20 protein-coding genes are annotated in these 19,733 nt (G+C 59.6%); 18 read left to right on the top strand and 2 right to left on the bottom strand.

What is annotated here, in order from left to right; all coding sequences use genetic code 11:
- The first annotated feature begins 117 nt into the window (after positions 1 to 117).
- The 16 genes from ABIZ35_RS11515 to ABIZ35_RS11440 all read left to right on the top strand — a co-directional run bounded on the left by ABIZ35_RS11515 (position 118) and on the right by ABIZ35_RS11440 (position 13,863).
- Positions 118 to 3,150, top strand: a complete 3,033-nt coding sequence (locus tag ABIZ35_RS11515) for a malectin domain-containing carbohydrate-binding protein (RefSeq protein WP_348220049.1) — start codon at positions 118 to 120, stop codon at positions 3,148 to 3,150.
- Between the two features lie 150 nt (positions 3,151 to 3,300).
- Entirely contained in the window at positions 3,301 to 3,570 is a 270-nt protein-coding gene (locus ABIZ35_RS11510) for a DUF2277 domain-containing protein (protein WP_348220048.1), read from the top strand.
- Positions 3,571 to 3,614: 44 nt separating this feature from the next.
- Positions 3,615 to 4,856, top strand: coding sequence for an RNA polymerase sigma factor (locus tag ABIZ35_RS11505; RefSeq protein ID WP_348220050.1), 1,242 nt, complete (start codon positions 3,615 to 3,617; stop codon positions 4,854 to 4,856).
- Positions 4,857 to 4,966: 110 nt separating this feature from the next.
- On the top strand, positions 4,967 to 5,323 hold the full coding sequence (locus tag ABIZ35_RS11500; RefSeq protein ID WP_348220047.1) for a YciI family protein: 357 nt from the start codon (positions 4,967 to 4,969) through the stop codon (positions 5,321 to 5,323).
- Positions 5,324 to 5,430: 107 nt separating this feature from the next.
- Positions 5,431 to 5,784 (top strand): metalloregulator ArsR/SmtB family transcription factor, encoded by a 354-nt coding sequence (locus ABIZ35_RS11495; protein ID WP_348220046.1) that lies wholly within the window; start codon positions 5,431 to 5,433, stop codon positions 5,782 to 5,784.
- Positions 5,765 to 6,283: an SRPBCC domain-containing protein gene (locus ABIZ35_RS11490; protein WP_348220045.1), complete on the top strand. Its 519-nt coding sequence runs from the start codon at positions 5,765 to 5,767 to the stop codon at positions 6,281 to 6,283. The genes ABIZ35_RS11495 and ABIZ35_RS11490 overlap by 20 nt, the downstream gene beginning before the upstream one ends.
- 30 nt (positions 6,284 to 6,313) lie before the next feature.
- The gene (locus ABIZ35_RS11485; RefSeq protein ID WP_348220044.1) at positions 6,314 to 6,826 is read left to right on the top strand and encodes an SRPBCC domain-containing protein; all 513 of its coding nucleotides are present in this window, start codon (positions 6,314 to 6,316) and stop codon (positions 6,824 to 6,826) included.
- A gap of 133 nt (positions 6,827 to 6,959) precedes the next feature.
- Entirely contained in the window at positions 6,960 to 8,075 is a 1,116-nt protein-coding gene (locus ABIZ35_RS11480) for an exo-alpha-sialidase (RefSeq protein WP_348220043.1), read from the top strand.
- A complete protein-coding gene (locus ABIZ35_RS11475) occupies positions 8,072 to 8,368 on the top strand; it encodes a MoaD/ThiS family protein (protein WP_348220042.1) in 297 nt (98 codons plus the stop codon). Before ABIZ35_RS11480 ends, ABIZ35_RS11475 begins: the two co-directional genes overlap by 4 nt.
- A gap of 31 nt (positions 8,369 to 8,399) precedes the next feature.
- Complete coding sequence (locus tag ABIZ35_RS11470; protein ID WP_348220041.1) at positions 8,400 to 8,756, top strand: YciI family protein; 357 nt, start codon at positions 8,400 to 8,402, stop codon at positions 8,754 to 8,756.
- 47 nt (positions 8,757 to 8,803) lie between these two features.
- Positions 8,804 to 9,250: a DoxX family protein gene (locus ABIZ35_RS11465; protein WP_348220040.1), complete on the top strand. Its 447-nt coding sequence runs from the start codon at positions 8,804 to 8,806 to the stop codon at positions 9,248 to 9,250.
- A gap of 25 nt (positions 9,251 to 9,275) precedes the next feature.
- Positions 9,276 to 9,680, top strand: coding sequence for a DoxX family protein (locus ABIZ35_RS11460; protein WP_348220039.1), 405 nt, complete (start codon positions 9,276 to 9,278; stop codon positions 9,678 to 9,680).
- A gap of 78 nt (positions 9,681 to 9,758) precedes the next feature.
- Positions 9,759 to 10,922: a serine hydrolase domain-containing protein gene (locus ABIZ35_RS11455; RefSeq protein WP_348220038.1), complete on the top strand. Its 1,164-nt coding sequence runs from the start codon at positions 9,759 to 9,761 to the stop codon at positions 10,920 to 10,922.
- A 24-nt stretch (positions 10,923 to 10,946) separates the two neighbouring features.
- Positions 10,947 to 11,363, top strand: a complete 417-nt coding sequence (locus tag ABIZ35_RS11450; RefSeq protein WP_348220037.1) for a VOC family protein — start codon at positions 10,947 to 10,949, stop codon at positions 11,361 to 11,363.
- Between the two features lie 13 nt (positions 11,364 to 11,376).
- Positions 11,377 to 12,099, top strand: a complete 723-nt coding sequence (locus ABIZ35_RS11445; protein ID WP_348220036.1) for a DUF899 domain-containing protein — start codon at positions 11,377 to 11,379, stop codon at positions 12,097 to 12,099.
- A 75-nt stretch (positions 12,100 to 12,174) separates the two neighbouring features.
- Positions 12,175 to 13,863 carry a right-handed parallel beta-helix repeat-containing protein gene (locus tag ABIZ35_RS11440; RefSeq protein WP_348220035.1) on the top strand — a complete coding sequence of 563 codons (1,689 nt, stop codon included), beginning with the start codon at positions 12,175 to 12,177 and terminating at the stop codon, positions 13,861 to 13,863.
- 45 nt (positions 13,864 to 13,908) lie between these two features.
- Here the strand turns inward: ABIZ35_RS11440 and ABIZ35_RS11435 are convergent, their stop codons facing one another.
- The gene (locus ABIZ35_RS11435) at positions 13,909 to 15,312 is read right to left on the bottom strand and encodes a family 1 glycosylhydrolase (protein WP_348220034.1); all 1,404 of its coding nucleotides are present in this window, start codon (positions 15,310 to 15,312) and stop codon (positions 13,909 to 13,911) included.
- Positions 15,313 to 15,675: 363 nt separating this feature from the next.
- On the opposite strand from ABIZ35_RS11435, the gene ABIZ35_RS11430 reads away from it, so the two are divergent.
- Positions 15,676 to 18,708 carry a discoidin domain-containing protein gene (locus tag ABIZ35_RS11430; RefSeq protein WP_348220033.1) on the top strand — a complete coding sequence of 1,011 codons (3,033 nt, stop codon included), beginning with the start codon at positions 15,676 to 15,678 and terminating at the stop codon, positions 18,706 to 18,708.
- 85 nt (positions 18,709 to 18,793) lie between these two features.
- Entirely contained in the window at positions 18,794 to 19,285 is a 492-nt protein-coding gene (locus ABIZ35_RS11425; protein WP_348220032.1) for a hypothetical protein, read from the top strand.
- A 42-nt stretch (positions 19,286 to 19,327) separates the two neighbouring features.
- On the opposite strand, the gene ABIZ35_RS11420 is transcribed toward ABIZ35_RS11425, so the two are convergent.
- A complete protein-coding gene (locus ABIZ35_RS11420; protein WP_348220031.1) occupies positions 19,328 to 19,549 on the bottom strand; it encodes a hypothetical protein in 222 nt (73 codons plus the stop codon).
- Positions 19,550 to 19,733 lie beyond the last annotated feature (184 nt).

Here is a 19,733-nt window from a genome sequence, read left to right as displayed (position 1 = left end):
AATGTAACCCACGCCGGTGGGTTTCTGCGCTCTTGCAGGCGCGGTTTCCAACCGCCGGCATCTTATCGCCGACTGATTACGTGTGCGCTATTGCCGTCTGCAATTGTCGGCCTGTCATTGTCCCACCAACTTCTGGCCCAAACCCTCCCCGCGCCCGTCCCGCTTACCCAGGGCTGGCGCCTCCAGGACACCAAAAAGGCGACGGGCCCCGGCGAAACCGTTTCCAGCATTGCCTACAAACCCACCGGCTGGTATGCGGCCACTGTGCCGGGGACGGTTCTGACGACGCTGGTCAACAACCATATCTACCCGGAGCCACTCTATGGCTTGAACAATCAAAAGATCCCGGATAGCCTTTCGGAAACGTCCTACTGGTATCGAACCACGTTCACCCCGCCGCCAGCGTATGCGGGGCGGCATATTTGGCTGAACTTTGAGGGGATCAATCACAAGGCCGAAGTGTGGGTGAACGGGAAGAATGTCGGGCGGATCGAGGGTGCGTTTACGCGTGGCGTGTTCGATGTGACGCCTTATGTCAAAGCTGGCGCGCGAAGCGCCGTGGCGGTGCGTATCCTGACGCCGCCGCATGCGAGCGGCGGCATCAGCAATCCATCCAACCCCGTGCTGCAGACGCTGGCGAATGGCTACGGGCCGAACGGCGGCAACCTGGAAGGCGATTCGCCGACATTCTTCTGCTCGGTCGGCTGGGATTGGATTCCCACCATCCATGACCGGAACGTCGGTATCTGGCAAGGGGTGTCTCTGTTCGCCACCGGCCCTATCGTCATCAAGAACCCGTATGTCACGAACTCTCATGTCACCGCGAGCAGCAGCGCCGCCGATCTGACGCTCAAAGTGGAGCTGCAAAACGTCACCAATCAGCCGCAGATTGGCGTGCTGAAGGGCAGCGTTGCTGGGCAGGTGTTTTCGCGGAATGTCACGTTGGAGGCGAATTCGTCCCAGACCGTCACGCTGTCTGGGGAGGATACGCCGGCGCTTCATCTCATGCATCCCAAGCTCTGGTGGCCGAACGGCTACGGCGCGCAGACGCTCTACACGATGCCGCTGACGTTCACGATTGGTAAATCCGCGAGCGACTCGAAGAGCGCCACGTTCGGCGTGCGGACGATCGATTACGGCGGCGTCGGCAATGGGGCGGGATCGCTCAAGTTGTCCGTGAACGGCGTCCCGATCATGATGCGCGGCGGCAACTGGGGACTGGACGAAGCCCTCAAGCGCAGTCCCTACGCGCGGCTGGAGGCGCAGATCAAGCTGCACAAAGATGTCGGCTTCACCATGATCCGTAACTGGTGCGGTCAGACCACACAAGAAGACTTTTACGCGCTTTGTGACAAGTACGGCATTCTGGTCTGGAACGACTTCTGGCTCGACGACACCGTCAACTATCCCATCGATGCAAAAATGTTTCTCGCCAACCAGCGAGATACGATGCTGCGCTTCCGAAACCATCCCAGCATCGCGCTCTGGTGCCAGCGCAACGAGTTTCCCGTGGGGACGCCCTTTGAGAAGGAGATGATCGAACTCGCCTCGGAGGTAGACCCCGGCCGATGGTTCCAGCCCTGTTCCTCCAGCCAGTACGGTGTCGGCGACGGCGATTACGGGATCGAAACCGTGGCGCACTACTTCGGACCGTTTAAGGATGTCTTCCATACCGAGACAGGCGCGCCGTCGATCCCCACGCTGGAAGCAGTCCGGGCGATGATGCCGAAACCCGACTGGGGCACATTCAACGATGACTGGACCCAGCACGACCTCTGCCAGAACAACTATGCGCCCGCGCTCACCCAGCGCTATGGCGCCATCGCCGATACGGTCGATTTCGTGCGCAAGGCGCATTTGGCCGATTACGAAACCTACCGGGCGATGATCGAGGGGCGTAACTCACGTATGTTCGATCCCTGCTCGGGCATTATCCTCTGGATGAGCAATCCCGCGCAGCCCAGTTTGGTCTGGCAGATTTACAACTACGATCTGGAGCCAACTGCGGCTTACTTCGGCGTCAAGCACGCCTGCGAAATGACGCACGTTCAAATGACGCCCGACGGGAAGGTGCAGGTCGTCAACAATCAGTCCAAGACGCTGACGGGATTGACGGCTGTTGCGGATATTTACAATCTGAACGGCGTTCGCGTCTCCCGGCAAAGCGCCAAGCTATCCGCCTCGCCGACGGCCGCCACGGGCGCGCTCTCCATCACATGGTCCGCCGCGCTCACTCCAGCGTACTTCGTCAAACTGACTCTCACGGACGCCATGGGTAAAGTTCTGTCCAGTAACTTTTACTGGCGCGCGACCAAAGGCGACGACACAAGCGCCTTGCAGACACTGCCTCCAGTTGCGCTGGATGTCCGCGCCGCTCGATCCGACGCAGGCGGAACCACGACGCTGCGTGTGACCCTTGCGAACCATACGAAGTCAGTCGCACTGATGTCCCATTTGCAGTTGCGTCGAGCCAGGTCGGGGGCGCGCGTGCTGCCGGTGACGTACAGCGACAACTATGTCTCTCTGCTGCCTGGCGAAACCCAAACCCTCACCATCCAGGCGGCGACCAAGGATCTGCACGGGGAAGCCCCTCTGATCGCCGTGGATGGATGGAACGTGACCGCCGCGCCGTCACGCTCCGCCAACGTTTCCATCACGCCGAACGCCGATGCGGGACTTGCCAAGGTCTCCGAGATCCATGGGATCGACTGCGGCGTCTGCTGGCTCCCCGGCTACGCCGCCGATTGCTATGTGACGGGTGGCGGCCAGTCGGCGACGGACAATCCGATTGATACGCGGGGCGTCGCCGGCGCCGCTCCGGCGATCCTCTACCGTACCGAGCGCAACGGCGAATGTACATATACGATTCCCACAAAGGTGGGACAGACGTACAATGTCGCGCTGCATTTTGCCGAGACGTTCTTTCAGGCCAAGGGCCAGCGTGTGTTCCACGTGGATATTAACGGGGAGCGCGCGCTGAGCGACTTCGACGTCTTTGCCGCCGCCAGGGGCAAAGACCGGGCGAACGTCCAGATCATTCCAGGCGTGCGCGCTGACGCCGGCGGGCATATTGTGATCCGGTTCATCAAGGGATCGGCGGACCAGCCCAAGGTCTGCGGGATTCAGATACTGCCGGCAAACAGCAAATAAACGGCGATGTGAACGTTCGCTCCTTCCACAAATAACTTTCTGTAAAAACTTCTCCCCAAAACAAGGATACGCCGCCCTTGGCAGCGAACTAACCTCCGGCGTCGTTGCGGCGCACAGTTGTTCGTATCGAACCATTGGAGGCGTAGTCAAATGTGCCGGAATATTCGCATCTTATTCAACATGGACCCACCAGTGACGGAGGATGAAATCCGGGCGGCGGCGCTGCAATATGTCCGCAAGATCAGCGGGGCCGCCAAACCATCCAAGGCCAACGAGGCCGCGTTTCAGGCGGCGGTGGAGGAGATTGCAAGCGCGTCCGAACGATTTCTTGGCGCGCTGACGTCTCATTCGGCTCCGAAGAATCGTGAAGAAGAGGCGGCGAAGGCGCGAGCGCGGAGCGCGGAAAGATACGCGAAGTGACACGCACACAAATCGACGGCGCGGAGCCGATTGCTGAAGAGGCGATGCAAAAGGCGCGGGCGATGGTGGACTCCGTCTACCGCTCGGAATCACGCCGCGTGTTCGCGACATTGATTCGGTTGCTCGGCGACTTCGACACAGCCGAGGAGGCGATGCAGGACGCCTTCGCGGCGGCGGCCGAGCAGTGGCCGCAGGACGGCGCGCCGGCAAACCCGCGGGCGTGGCTTGTTTCCACGGGACGGTTTAAAGCCATCGACGGTATGCGGCGGCGGGCGCGGTTCGATGCGTCGCTGGCGAGGCTTGCCGAGCAGATCGAGGAAGATACCCGCGCCACCGCGCTGACCTGGGAAGAAGAAGGGGTGGAGGACGACCGCCTGCGCCTGATCTTCATCTGCTGCCACCCCGCGCTCTCGCCAGACGCCCGCGCGGCGCTGACCCTGCGGGAAGTCTGCGGCCTGACCACCGAGGAGATCGCGCGCGCCTTTCTGACGTCGCCCACCACGGTCGCCCAGCGCATCGTGCGCGCCAAGGCGAAGATCCGCGACGCTAAAATCCCCTACCAATCTCCCGAGCCGGCCGATCTGCCGGGCCGCCTCGACACCGTTCTTCACGTCATCTATCTTGTGTTCAATGAAGGGTACTCGGCGTCGTCGGGTGATTCGCTCACGCGCGCCGATCTTTCGAGCGAGGCGATCCGACTGGCGCGGCTTGTGCGCGAACTGCTGCCGGAACCGGAGGTTTTGGGACTTCTCGCACTGATGCTACTGCACGAGTCACGCCGCGCGGCCCGTGCTTCCTCGGACGGCGATCTCATTCTGCTGGAGGAACAAGACCGCTCCCTCTGGGATCGCCATCAAATTGCGGAGGGCGCGGCGCTTGTGGAGCAGGCGCTGCGCACGCGGCGCTTCGGTTCGTACACGCTCCAGGCGGCGATCTCGGCGGTACACGCCGAGGCCCTCAGCGCCGCCGAGACTGACTGGGCGCAAATCGTCGGGCTTTACGATGTGCTGGCGCGATTGGAGCCCTCGCCCGTGATTCGTCTGAACCGCGCCGTCGCCGTCGCGATGCGCGACGGGCCTGAAGCGGGCCTGCGCCTGATCGACGCCATTCTCGCCCAGGGCGAACTCTCGGACTACTATCTGGCGCACTCCGCCCGGGCGGAGCTGTGTCGGCGGCTGGGGCGAACGGTGGATGCGTGCGCTTCCTATGAACGCGCTCTGGCGCTGACACTGCAGGAGCCTGAGCGCCGTTTTCTGGAGCGACGGCTGGCGAATCTTTCACGCTAAGACCATCACAAAATAAATTTCGAAATTTCTGCATCAATTGTCGATTTCGTATTTTACCGAACGACTAAATAGTGTCAGCAGGAGATTTTGACGCCGCCCTGGAGGGATCGATGAAGTATTTGTGTCTGGTCTACCATGAGGAGGGGACGCTGGAGGCGCTTTCAAAAAGCGAGTACGACGCGCTTGTGGACGAAGCGCTTGCGTATAGGGACGAACTCGAACGCGGGGGGCGCGGCATCTCGGCGCACGCGCTGCAGCCGGTCGAAACGGCGATAACCCTTCGAGTGCGCAATGGCAATGTATCGATGACCGACGGCCCCTTCGTCGAAACAAAAGAGCAGCTCGGCGGTTACTATCTGATCGAAGCGACCGACTTAAACGACGCTATCCGATTGGCTTCGAAGATCCCCTCAGCGCGGCTCGGCGGCATCGAAGTGCGGCCGGTTCAGGAGCTAAGACCTGAATAACAGCGCTGTGATTCCTTCAGGATGATTGCCTGGTAAAAATACCTTGACAAGCATCCTGGTGTCCCTTATAATTAACCAAATGGTTAATTAATGGATAGGTTCTACAAATGTCTCAGGAACAACTCAGCGCCACGTTTGCCGCTCTCGCCGATCCTACCCGCCGGGCGATCCTTGCGCGGCTCGCTTCCGGCGAAGCTTCGGTCAAGGATCTTGCCGAGCCGTTTGCGATCAGCGCGCCCGCCGTCACCAAGCATCTGAAAGTGCTGGAGCGTGCGGGGCTGATTTCGCGCGGCCGGCATGCGCAGTGGCGGCCCTGCCGTCTCGAAGCGAAGCCGCTGCGCGAGATCGCCGACTGGGTGGAGCAGTATCACAAGTTTTGGGAGGAAGGTTTTGATCGTCTGGATGTCTATCTTCGCGAAGTGCAGGACCAAGGAAAAAACAATGACACAAACCATGGATAAGCAAGAGGAAACAATGATGCTGGACGACGCCCGAGAGGTCGTCATCACGCGCGTCTTCGACGCCCCGTGCGCCCTTGTCTATGCGGCCTGGACCGATCCTGAGCAATTGAAACGCTGGTATGCTCCGAACGGCTGCACGATCGAGATCGCGAAATTCAATTTTCGCGTCGGCGGTGAGCTTCATACCTGTATCCGTAATCCGAAGTTTGGCGATTGCTGGTGCACGGGCGTTTTCCAGGAGATCGTCGTTCCCGAGCGGCTTGTCTATACGCTCTCGTTCGCGGATGAGCAGGGGAACTTTATGGAGCCTGCGGAGATGGGCATGAAGGCCGACTGGCCGCGCGAAACCACAGTCACCGTCACGTTCGTCGAGCAGGGCGGCAAGACGACGGTAACTTTACACCAGACCGTGCTGGAATCGCTGGCCAAGCAGACGGGCGCCTACCCCAGCTGGCTCGAAATGCTGGATCGCCTGAACGAACTGGTCACTCAATCGTAAGTAGTCTTGAAGAAGATAGGGAGAAACATTATGTCGGAAACATTGGAAAACGTGTCGGGGCAGCAGCTAGTCATCACGCGAGTTGTGAAGGCGCCGCGCGATCTTGTCTTTCAGGCGTGGACTGAAGTCGAGCGCTTCGCGAAATGGTGGGGGCCGAAGGGCTTTGATCTGGGCGTTGCGAATGCGGACATCCGTCCGGGCGGTGAATTCCACTATAGCATGAAGTCCGCCGCCGGGCAGGAAATGTGGGGCAAATTTGTGTACCGTGAGATCGAAGCGCCGGAGCGGCTGGTCTTTGTCAGTTCGTTCTCGAATCCCGAGGGCGAAATTACTCAGGCGCCATTCAGCAACGATTGGCCGCGCGAGGTTCTGAATGTCGTCACGTTTACCGAGCAGGACGGCGAGACCACGATGACGCTGCGCGGCGGACCCATCAATGCAAGCGCGGCCGAGCAGGCGTTTTTCGAGGGCATGTTCGACAGCATGCGCGGCGGATTTGGCGGTACGTTCGATCAATTGGACGCTTACCTGGCGTCGATGTAAAAAGTCCGATATAATCAAGACGGAAAGTTCGGAAAATAAAATCGGATGGGATGTCGATTCGCCCGCGGCTCGTTCGACTAAGTAGTGAGAATGTCGAAAAAGCGGCGGGCGAAAGCTCAGGAAGGAGCAGCGGATGAGCGGAGTGCGGGTGCTGGTGGGGACGCGCAAGGGCGCGTTTATCCTGACATCGGACGAGAAGCGTCAGGAGTGGGAGGTGAGCGAGCCTCACTTTCCTGGCTGGGAAATGTACCATCTCAAAGGCTCGCCCGTCGATCCCAATCGGATCTACGCCTCGCAGTCCAGCGGCTGGTTCGGGCAGCTGATCCAGCGATCCGACGACGGCGGCAAGACCTGGGAGCCGGTCGGCAACGAATTTGCGTACGAGGGTATCCCCGGCACGCATCAATGGTACGATGGCACGCAGCATCCCTGGGAGTTCAAGCGCGTCTGGCATCTGGAGCCTTCACTTACCGACGCCGATGTCGTCTACGCGGGCGTCGAGGACGCCGGTCTATTTCGCTCGGATGACGCCGGCAAAACCTGGACCGAGCTGAGCGGCCTGCGCGCCGCCAAAGGACCGCTCTGGCAGCCGGGCGCCGGCGGCATGTGCCTGCACACGATTATTTTAGACCCCGCCGATCCGCAAAGAATCTTCGTCGCCATCTCCGCCGCCGGCGCGTTCCGAACGGATGACGGCGGCGAGACATGGCTTCCGATCAACAAGGGACTACGCTCCGATTACGAGCTTCCGGACCCTGCCGCCGATGTGGGCCACTGCGTCCACAGCATCGCCATGCACCCCTCGCGCCCGAATGCGCTCTTCATGCAGAAGCATTGGGACGTCATGCGCAGCGACGACGCCGGGGACATGTGGCGCGAAGTCAGCGGCAACCTGCCCAGCGACTTCGGCTTCCCGATCGAAGTCCACGCGCACGAACCTGAAACGATCTATGTCGTTCCGATCAAGAGTGATTCCCATCACTTCCCACCGGAGGGCAAACTCCGGGTCTATCGCAGCCGCACCGGTGGCGACGAGTGGGAGGCCCTGACAAACGGACTGCCTCAAAAAGACTGCTATGTGAACATTCTGCGCGACGCCATGGCCGTCGATTCGCTTCCCTCCTGCGGTGTCTATTTCGGCACGACAGGCGGCCAGGTCTACGGCTCATCCGACAGCGGCGACAACTGGCAGGCGATCGTCCGCGATCTTCCGGGCGTGCTTTCCGTCGAGGTGCAGACGCTGCCATGATCGTCGTCACGCTGCCGCATCATCTGCGAACGCTGGCCCGCGTGGACGGCGACGTCGAGATCGAACTGGAAGTCCCTGTCACCCAGCGCACGGTGCTCGACGCTTTGGAAGCGCGCTATCCGGCCCTGCGCGGCACGATCCGCGACTATGGAACTCAGAAGCGCCGTCCGTTTCTGCGCTTCTTTGCTTGTGGCCAGGACCTCTCGCACGAATCGCCCGACGCGCCGCTCCCCGACGCCGTCGCGTCGGGGGAAGAGCCGTTTCTGATCGTGGGGGCGATGGCGGGCGGATAGCTTCTTTTGAACAAATCACGGAGATAATCTCATGAAATATATGATGCTGATTTACGGCGCTGAAGACGCCATCACCCAGACCGAGCGCGAAGCGTGCTACGGCGAGTCCGCGCAGCTGGCGCAGCGCCTTCAGGCGAAAGGACAATATATCGCTGCGAACCCACTGCATTCCGTCACGACCGCCACCAGCGTGCGCGTCCGCGACGGCAAGCGGCTCGTGACCGATGGGCCGTTTGCCGAAACACGGGAGCAGCTGGGCGGATATTTTTTGATCGATGCGGGAGATTTGGACGAGGCGCTGGCCGTCGCGGAACAGATTCCGATGGCGAAAAAGGGCACGATTGAAGTCCGGCCGATTGTCGAGATTACGGGGCTGCCGGAGAAATAAAGCTTCTGGCGATTGTGTGTAGTGAGAACTGACGAGGGAGAAAAACAATGGCGAATTCGAAATGGAATAAAGAACGCGCTTCACAAATTGCATACTTTTTGCTGCGCGTGGTGTCCGGCCTGCTGTTTTTGCAGGCCGGCGGACTGATCCTCTTTGGCTGGTTCGGGGGCATGCCCGGCGGCGCGAAGCTGCACCTGATGTCTCAAACGGGGATCGGCGGGATCCTGGAGTTCTTTGGGGGGATTGCAATCTTGCTTGGTCTGGGCGTCCGGCCGGTCGCGTTCGTTCTGTCCGGTACGATGGCGGTGGCGTACTGGCAGTTCCACGCGCCGAATGGGATGTGGCCGGTGCTCAATGAGGGCCAGCCGGCGATTCTGTTCTGCTTTATCTTCCTCTATCTCGCGGCGCAGGGCGGCGGCGAGTGGAGCCTGGATGCGCTGATCCGTCGCAGACGCGAGGATGCGCCGAATGCAGTCTGGGCAAAAAACAGCTGACGAAACGGTATGGGAGAAATCACACATGGCGACAATGACACAAGCCGCTCCGGCTTCCAAGAAGGCGCTCTGGACGGGGCGCACGCTCAGTGGTTTGACGATCGTGATGCTGGCGATGGATGGGATCATGAAACTGGTGAAGCCCGGCCCTGTCGTCGAAGCGATGGCGAAGCTCGGCTACCAGGACGGCGTGACGATGGGAATTGGTGTCTTGCTGCTGGTCTGCACGATCCTTTACGCCATTCCGCGCACCGCCGTGCTTGGCGCGATCCTGCTGACCGGGTATCTGGGCGGCGCCACCGCGAGCCATGTGCGTGTCGGCGAGCCTCCGTTTCCGGTGATCTTTCCAGAGATCTTAGGAGCACTGATCTGGGGGGCGCTGCTTCTTCGTGACGCTCGCCTGCGTGATTTTCTTCCCATTCGCCGTTAGAAAAACCATCGAATATTTGTGAGAAGGGAGTATCCAATGTCAAAAACAAGCGGCTTTTTGCCTTCGAGAATCGAACGTATGTCCGCTGTTATGTCCGGTCACGTCGAGCGGGGATACGTTTCCGGCGTGGTGACGTTACTCGCGCGCCATGGAGACATTCACGTCACGACGCACGGTGTGCAGGACCTGGAGACGCAGGTTCCCATGCAGCGTGATACGATATTCCGGATCGCGTCCGTCACAAAGCCAATCGTCGCGGTGGCGGCGATGATCCTCGTTGAAGAGACGAAGCTGCGTTTGGACGATCCGGTCGACCGCTGGCTCCCGGAACTCGCGAACCGCCAGGTGCTGCGCTCGATTGAGAGCGAGATGGACGATACCGTACCCGCCGCGCGTCCCATTACCCTGCGTGATCTGATGACCTTTCGGTTAGGCCATGGCTTTGTGGCGGCTCCTCCGGGGCAGTATCCGATCCAGGCGGCGATTGAAGAAGCGGGAATGGCGCCGGGACCGAAGGTGGCGAACCCAGCGCCGGATGAATATATGGCGCGCCTCGGCTCCCTGCCGCTGGTTTATCAGCCTGGTGAGCGCTGGATGTATCACACCAGCGCCGACGTTTTGGGTGTGCTGATTGCTCGTGTTTCAGGCGTCAGTCTGGGCGAGTATCTCCAGGAACGAATTTTCGGGGCGCTTGGTATGAAGGACACGGCGTTCTCTGTCCCGGAGGAGAAGATCGACCGACTGGCCACCGCCTACCAGTTCGACCCAGCGCAGGGAGAACTGGTGGTCTTCGATCCCGCGAAGGGCGGCGACTGGTCTGCGCCAAGACCATTCGAATCCGGCGCCGGCGGCCTGGTCTCCACGGCTGACGACCTCTACGCCTTCAGTCAGATGATGCTCGGCATGGGACGATACGGCGAGCAGCGCATTCTCTCTCGTCCATCGGTAGAACTGATGACGACCGATCAAATGACAGCCGAGCAGAAGGCGGCCTCGCTGTTCTATCCCGGCTTTTGGGACACCCAGGGCTGGGGATTCGGGATGAGCGTCACCACGCGCCGCGATGGCGTCGCCTGGAACCCGGGAACCTACGGCTGGGACGGCGGCTTCGGGACATCCTGGCGCGCCGATCCGCGTGAAAATCTCGCCGGCGTATTTCTCTCGCAGCGCATGATGATGGGCGCCGACGATATCACCACCTATCAAGATTTCTGGACAACGGGTTATCAGGCCATCGACTAAGAAAAAGCTTACGAGGAGACGGAAATGACACAGATCAACGCTTACATCAACTTCAAGGGAAATACCCGCGAGGCCATGGCGTTCTATCAGGAATGCTTCGGCGGCGAACTGGACATCCAAACCATCGCCGGTTCTCCCATTGAGGAGCATATGGCGCCCGAACTCAGGAGCGGCGTGATGCACTCCGCGCTGATGAATGGCGGCGTCATGCTCATGGGAAGTGACATGGTGTCGCCCGAGGGGCTGATTGAGGGGAATAATATGTCGCTCATGGTGGGCTGCGGCACGGAAGAAGAGATTGACCGTCTCTTCGCCAAGCTCTCCGAAGGCGGCAGCATCACCTGCCCGCTGGGCGATTCGTTTTGGGGATCGAAGTTCGGCCATCTGACCGACAAATTTGGAACCCGCTGGGGGCTCAATTACGACAAGAACGCGAAATAAAGGACGGTGTAACATGACACTCACGGAAACCGCGATGCCTAAGGTCGTGTCGAAGGATGAATGGCTCGCTGAGCGCAAGAAACTGCTGACGGATGAAAAGGCGCTTACCAAAGAGAAAGACCGTGTGAACGCCGAGCGCCGCCGACTCCCCATGGTCAAGGTCGAAAAAGAGTATGTGTTCGAAGGCCCGTCGGGCAAAAAGACCCTGACAGAATTGTTCGAAGGCCAGCGGCAATTGGTCCTCTACCATTTCATGTTCGACCCCTCCTGGGACACGGGATGCATGGGCTGCACGGGATTTGTGGACGCGATTGGCGACCTCTCAATGCTCGCCGAGCGCAACACGACTTTTGTCATCGTCTCCCGCGCGTCGCTTGCGAAACTGGAAGCGTACAAAGCCAGCAAAGGCTGGGATCTTCCGTGGTACTCGTCCTTCGAGAGCGATTTCAACTACGACTTTCACGTGACGCTGGACGAAAGCGTCACGCCGATCGAGTACAACTATCGCACCAAGGCCGAACTGGAAGCGCGCGGCTCTAGCCCGAAGGGCGAGCAGCCAGGAATCAGTGTCTTCTTCCGCGACGGAGACGACGTGTATCACACGTACTCCGCCTTCGAGCGAGGAGTCGAGAACGTTACCGACTCCTATGATATGCTCGATATCACTCCCTACGGCCGCCAGGAGGACTTCGAAGCCTCGCCTCCGGGATGGCCGCAAAAACCTACCTATGGTTAAAAAAATGCCCTCGGCTCTGCAAAGACCGGGGGCATTTCTACTGTACAAAAGGGCGCCGCGTTGTTATAATCGTTTATGACTTCCATCCGCCGCGCGCTGCTCGCAATCATCTTTGTTTTGCTTCCTGTCGTATCTCAAGCCGCCCCCATAGGCAAACCCTTCGATCTCCAGGGTTTTGTGGACAAAGCCGTCCAAGCCGGTCAAAAGAAGATCGTTATTCCCCCGGGCAAGTACCGTGTGACGCCGCGTAACCGTGAGCATCTGCGCTTGGCGGGGCTGCATGGGGTGATGATCGTCGCCGACAATGTTGAGATGATCTGCACGCAGACGACGCGGGCGCTTTCCATCGATAAGTGCGAAGGGCTGACGGTGCGCGGGCTGAAGATTGATTACGATCCCCTGCCCTTTACCCAAGGCAAGATTACGGCGCTCAGCGCGGATAAGAAGATCACCGAGATCGAGATCTTCGCCGGATATCCGGCGGCGGACCGGGCGACCAACTTCAAGTATGAGATCTATCGGCCGGACACCCGGACGCTGCGGCGGGACGACTGCAATGTCGCAAAGATCGAAACAATTGACGCCAAGCATCTGCGTGTCACGAAGGGGGCGGGATCGGCGGACGATCCCGAGCAGATCGGCGACATCATCGTGATCGGCGCGGAGTATGCGCCGGATGGCAGTATTCCCCATGCGGTGACGCTGGATCATAGCACTGGGACCTGTCTGGAAAACGTCACGGTCTTCGCTTCCAACTGCTTTGGCTTTATCGAGTTCGGATGCAGCGGCAGCGTTTATTCTCATTGCCGCATCGATCGCTGCCCTCCGGCCGAAGACATCGCCCGGCGCGCGGACCCGCGCATTCGCTCGCTGGACGCCGACGCCTACCACAGCGGCGGGGCCGCGAAGGGACCGTCGTATCTAAATTGCAGCGCCAAGTTTATGGGCGACGACTGCGTCAATATCCACGGCAGTTACAATATGGTCACATCGCGCGAGGGGAGCGTGCTGCGCGTTCTGGTGAAGGACGACATTTATGTTCCGGGCGAACCCGTGGAGCTGCTGACCTACTCCGGCGAGCGCCTTCCCGACGCCGTCGTGACGAAGGTCGAACCCGACGGCAAGATCACGGACGCCGAGCGGGAGTTTCTGAGCAAGCAGCAGATGGACGCCGGCCTGCGCACACAATGGACCCCCAATGCTTACAAAGTAACGCTGGATCGCAATGCAGACCTGCCGATGGGATCATTGATCTGTTCGGCCCGCCGCACCGGCAACGGGTTCGCCGTGAAAAACTGCGATTTCGGCTTCAACCGTTCGCGCGGCATTCTGATCAAGGCGAGCAATGGGGAAGTGTCGGGCAATCAGATCAGTGGATCCTGGATGGAGGCGATTTTAGTCTGCCCGGAATACTGGTGGCTGGAGTCTGGCAGTTCGAACAATGTCGTCATCAAGAACAATATCATCACGGACTGCCGGCGCTCCGCAATTACCGTTACCGCGTCGGGCGGAACCGGCGCGATTGCGCCAGCGGGGGCGCACCGCAATATCACCATTTCAGGAAACAAAGTGATCGGCTCGCCGTTCCCGTCGATCAAAGTCACCTCCACGGACAAGCTGGTGATTGTGGGCAACATCACCGTCCGCGCATCGGCATCTCAAAACACCGATTATCTCCAATGGCTTTCGTCGCGGCAAACAGGCGAGGCGCTTGTTACGATGGACTGCGCTCATGTGACGAGTAAAGGCAATGTCGTCCGGTAGCTCAAACATCCCCACCTGGTTGGTTTTCTTACGAACCGCACTGCGTTATGGCCGGTGCGATAGATGCAAATGTTTCAGTTGAACGGGCGTCTTTACGGGATGTGATGCGAGAGTTTCCACGCGCAGATCGAATGCGGGGTATAGCAGCCGGTCTGGGCGGCGCCACCATCCTGCTGTTTTCAGAATGGGATGCGCGTATCCACCTTCCGTCGCCAGGGCGCGGATCAAACGCGCCAGCGGCGTGGGCTTCGGGCGTGGTCCTGAGAGATCGTAGGCGCCCGGTTCGTAATGTCCCACGTGTTTGGTCAGCAGGCTGTTCCAGTCGTATAGGCCGAACAGCGCCCAGGCCGTGACCGCTCGCACATCCATCCCCGCCTGCCGGGCTTCCAGCGCGGCGTTCCAGACTTCCCAAAGCCATCGCATTTGTTCATCCGGCGTGCAGCCCAGATGCGCTTCCGTGACGACGATCGGCCGCCGATAGCGCGCCCAGACTTCTCCCAGAATGCCGAACGGGCCGGCGATCCCTTCCGAGCAAACGCGCACCGCTTCGACATCGGCGTAGTCGTGTGTCCCGTTGCCGCCATGGGTGTGCTCGGGGTAATGGTCCAGACGTTCGTCCAGGAAACGCTCGCTGGTGACATAGTGGTTGATCCCCAGGATATCGGGGGGGCAGGGGTTGTTGACGAACCATTGCAGTTCGGCTTCCGATATTCCGAGATACGTCAAATATCCCCACATCGGACGCTCCGGCGTCAATTCCCCACAAAGAAGGTCGAAACTCAGCCACCGGCGCTCGTTTTCAAAGTCTGCCTGGTATTTCAGCGTGGGAGTGCTGTAGATCTTGCCCATGTCCTCGGTTTGGACTAGCTGGGCCGTGGGGTTGATCTCACGGATCGCTCGCATGGCGAGCACGGTGGCGCGGCACTCGATCAGCACGGCGCGGATGAAACTCAGCGGATCGGTGGCGTGCGGATGCCAGAGGCCGTACAGGCAGGAAAAGCGTGCGGTCGTCAGCGGCTCGTTCACCGGGGTATAAGCGTTCGCCCAGGGATACCGCTCGGCGACGGCCCGCGCGTACACGGCCAGCTTTTCCGGAAACTCGGGATCGAGCAGACTGGTGTCTCGCGGCCCCGCGCCGTGGTGGACGAGTCCGACGATCGGCCGGATGCCCAGCGTGCGCAGGCGCTCCATCCGCGTGTCCGCCCACGACCAATCGGCGCTATCTAAACCATTGGGTGCGGTGCGCTCCCATAAAATCGGATAACGCAGCGTGCGCACGCCCAGCGCCGCGCAGCGGTCCAAATCGTCGAGTCGGTCGGCGTGGCCGCTCACCTCATTCTGATCGTAATAGATGTCTCCGACACGGTTGACCGTACATTCAATGCCGGCCCACAGGGCTAATGGGCCTCGTTCTTCAGGATTGTATTTTGTTTCGAGCGTGTGATCCATAGGCTTATTCGTTACTGTCGTATGAAGCGCGATGCTCCTAATCGTCAGTTGGTATCGCCGCGCGGAAAGCGTCGTTCTTCAGTGCTCGCCGGCCCTACTGGCATACCCGCATGTCCCAATTGATAAACGGATTTCAATCTGAATGCAAGCCATCGTACGAGGAAATGCGGTAAAGCAGGACATCCACAGATCCACGGAAATTCGTGCGCTAAGCCCGATTTCCCAGTGCATTGCGCCCATTTTATTCCTTTCTCAGAGTGTCTAAGGAATTGCGAGACGTTGGAGCGATGTCCTCGTATTTGTGCGATAATAGGAAGATAGATATTCTCAATTCCTGTTATCGCCATTGCCTGGGGAGAGATCATGATCCGACCACTTTTTGCTGCTCTTGTCATGCTTGGGCTTGCTGCTTCCGCATCGTTCGCGGCCCCGGCGGCAAGCCCGATGCCAAGTGCCGCCGTCGTGACCAAAGGCTGCTATGCTGCAGTCGGCCCGGCGCTCCGGAAGTCCGGGGGAGTCCTGACGATGGATGTGCGGCAGGCGTATCTCGCCTGGGCGGAGAAAACCGTTGTGCAGGAATTACAGGCGGGACATCAGCCCGTGTCGGCGGAATGCCTGGCGGAAGTCCGGCAGCACGACGGCGTGCGGACCGCGATGTACGGCGCCGTCTTTCCGCCGGACCCCAGCGTCCTTCAGAACTATGCGCATCTGCGCGAGCAGCTGCCAGCGGACATGATGTCGAAGTATCGCTCCCTGGCGATCGCCCTTTCGGTGTCAAGACGCATTCGGGGAGTGGAGACGCCTGCGGAATGCAAGAGTATCGGACGCGATTATCAGGCGGGGTTCTGGGTTGATGAATCGCTGAGGCTTCCTGGCTCCGATCCGGAAAAAGTCTATATCCGTGATCTCGCGGATTTCATGACGGAGACGCATACGACGGCCGCCGAGGTGTATCAGGATGCGTCGCTGCAGGAGAAACTGCGCGCCTATCTTGGTAAGCGTGGTGTTTACATCGATGCGATCAATGAAGTCCAGAAATCCGTGGTGCTCGGGGAGCGACTGAAAAATGCGATGATCCTGCTCGGGCAGCGGCCGGCGGCGCGCGATCCCAAACCGTCCGCGATTGATTGGATGCGCCACCTCACCACGATCAACGCCAGTACGCCTTCCTCCACGCCGGATCAAGGCGGCAAGCCGATGCCGTGGCCGTTGTTTCCTATCGATTCGGCGCCCTGGCCGCTGTTGATGCCGCTGGCGCATCCCGTTCCAATCAGTGAGGCCGACTATATTTGGGAGGCGTTTCAGGGGGCGCATGGCCCGGATCGTTATCATACCTATGGACCATATCGAAACGATGATGAGCTGATGCCCGATTCCCTGCTGCCTTCAAAGTGGTTTTGGGACGCGTGGCCGGATCGCATTATTCACGGCGGCGAGTGCATTCCTCTCTCCAAAGGCACGGTCGATTTTTATTCGGCGCTGGGCAAGCCCGCGATGTGGGCCGGGCAGCCGGGACACGCCAATCTGATCTCGTTCCAATATGTCGACGGCGCCTGGACTTCCGAGATCGAGCAAGCCTTTGCCGGCGGGCCGGATGTCACGTGTGCGCAGTGGTACTTTGACGAAGACCCGGGAACGCAGATCCGGTTTCGGCCAGACTATAACTGGGCGACCGCAGAGTATCATCTTGGCCTCAGTTTGGCGATGAACGTCGGACTGAAGTCCTATATGGATACGCGGATGGCGTCCAATATCTTCCGAACTATGCCTCTCCCCGTTCAGCAAACGCTTGGCGTGAAACTCCTCCGAAGCACGCTGGAAGTCAACCCGTTCAACCCAGCCATCTGGTACCGTCTCTCCGAGCAGACGACCGACGGAGCGCAGGCCGCGACTCTTGCCGAGGCGGCGCTGAAGGGCGAGCCAGGGCTATTGTCCGGCCATCCCAGCGATGAATTTCAGGAGAAGGGTGGGGCGGGCGGCGCGAACGCCCAGTATTGGCGGACGCTGGGACAGTTCGTCACCAGTTACGCCGTCCTCGCGCACGCTCCCGCACACCGAGAAAAAGATCTATCCCGCGCCTATCGCTTTCTGAAGACCGCTCCCGGAGTGACGCTCGCCGATCTCTTGGGGTACGCCGCGAAGTTCTCCGCAGCCGGTTTCAGCGGCTCAAGCGCCGAAGATCTGGCGTACGATCGGAAACTGGCGGATCAAGACGATGCGTTCGGCCTTCTCCGGATGGGGCAGCGATACCGGGACGGCGGCGGCGTTCCCCAGGACGACGAGAAGGCGCAAACATGTATCGTCAGCGCCGCCGGTCAAGGAGATGTGGCGGCGGCAATGCTGCTGGGAGATCTTAATCCCTCCGTTCCCGTCAATCAGATTACCGTGACGGCCTCCTCCGTATACGCCTCGGAGCAGCATCTGATCAACGGCGCGGGAATGCAGGGGGCCGTCCACGACAACAATGGCGGGGCGGAGACGATGTGGCACACGCAGAGAGTCTCCAGCGCCCATCCGCCCGCCAATGGCCTTGCGCCCGCCATGGCCTGGGTGAAATTCGACTTCGCGGACCCTAAGCCCGTTTCCTCGATCCTCATCTGGAATCACAACCAGGAAAAACTTACCGACCGAGGATTCCGAAAGACACGCATCTACGGCTCCTCGGATGGCGTGACATGGAACTCTCTGACATCATCCGAGGTAATCGAATTGCCGCGAGCGAATGGGACGCCTTCCGAGACGCCTGTCATCATACCCTGTGAGGCCCGCCATCCTCTGAAATCGGTGATCATCGCGGCGGAAGCAGTGGATGGAAACTATGGCGGCGATTGTTACGGACTGAGCGCAGTGTATTTTGGGGTTCCTCGGCTGTCCCATGTCGTTCCCGCCAAGATGGTCGCCGTCACGGCCTCTTCTGTTTACAGTCCGATGCAAGCGGCGGCGCATCTGGTGGATGGAGCAGGAATGATGGGCGCCCTGCACGACAATGAACAAAGCGCAAGTACGATGTGGCAAGCGGCGGGAAACGCCGCGCCCAAATCCCCTCAGCCCGGCCTCGCGCCATCGCCAGCATGGGCAAAGTTCGACTTCGCGAAGCCGCAGCAAATCGCCTCACTGTTGATCTGGAACCACAATCAAGGAACGCTCACCGACCGAGGCTTCCGAAAGACACATATCTACGGCACTGTGGACGGCGTCAAATGGATCTCGCTGACCTCAACCCCCACCATCGAACTACCCCGCGCCTCCGGCGCCCCGATGGAAGAGCCTGCCGTGGTCCCCAACGCTCTGCCCGATAAGCCGCTAAAATCCATCATCATCGCCGCCGAGGCTGCCGACGGCAACTACGGTGGGGATTGCTTCGGCCTCAGCGCCGTGCGCTTTGTTAAAAAGTAATGAAGAGTGACAGGGCGCGCCCCATCAATGATGGCTTGACAACTTTTTCGAATATAATCCTTCCCCCGTTTTCCGGAGATGCGCCATGCGTCAATTCAAATGGTATGAAATCGCGTTATTAATTGGCTCGATCTCCGTGATCGTATTCTGCGTTGCGCCGTTTGCCCTCTTTTACTTTGGCATGAAAGGCAGAAGCACGCCGCTCACTTCGATCCGCCAGCTTTCTCCAGACGTTCCCCTTATATTTCCCCCAGACGCCGTAGTCCTGAACGGTGAGTATCATACGGGAATTGGCGCTTATCTCATCGCCAAGGTGAGATTTCGTAGAAGTGAACTCCACGCCTTCATTTCCCAGCCTCTGCTCGCCAGCGGCGGGTCGCGAAGCCAAAGCCAGCTGCTGCAATGGTCAGGCAATACCCCGGATGTCAGTCAATGGCGACTGAAATCGATCCATAAGTTTTGGGCGATTGACAATGTAGCGTGCCGCCCCAACGACGGCAATAGCCAGGCGTTTCTCTTGATCGATCTGGACGACCCGAATTATGTGAACGTGTACATTAACCGCCAGTACCACTAGCCGAAACCCCGATTTCGGTTGCGGCAATAGAACAGAGCTAAGTTAGCGAGATCTCGGCATCTCTTGCCAGGCGGAGAGTGAACGAACGACTGTGTCCACATTGGCGAGGTAAAACCCGCCGCCATTGATGCGATTGAACTCGATTACTTTCAATCCTTGGTTCGTTGCAGCGATGTCGCATACGAATGCATCCGTGGGAGCGTACCGCGCGGCGAGTTCTTCGCACGTCAATAAGTGGGCGACGGAGCGGAAATTTGGGAACAATCTGTCAAGTCATTTCTTCTTGGGTGAGATGATTTCCTACGAGGGACGCAAAAGGGGGTCGGAACGTGTCAATAGTTTGAGACAACTTGGTCCATTATTTTTCGCGCCGATCGTCGCCTAACTCTTCGTCCTCCTTTTGGGCAGGCGGGTTGATCCAGACGGCTGTTGGCAGCGCTTCCGGAAC

The organism is Capsulimonas sp. (genome assembly GCF_039929585.1).
Lineage (GTDB): Bacteria > Armatimonadota > Armatimonadia > Armatimonadales > Capsulimonadaceae > Capsulimonas.
The sequence above is the reverse complement of the archived record's forward strand: the minus strand, read 5'-3'. Positions and strand labels throughout refer to the sequence as shown.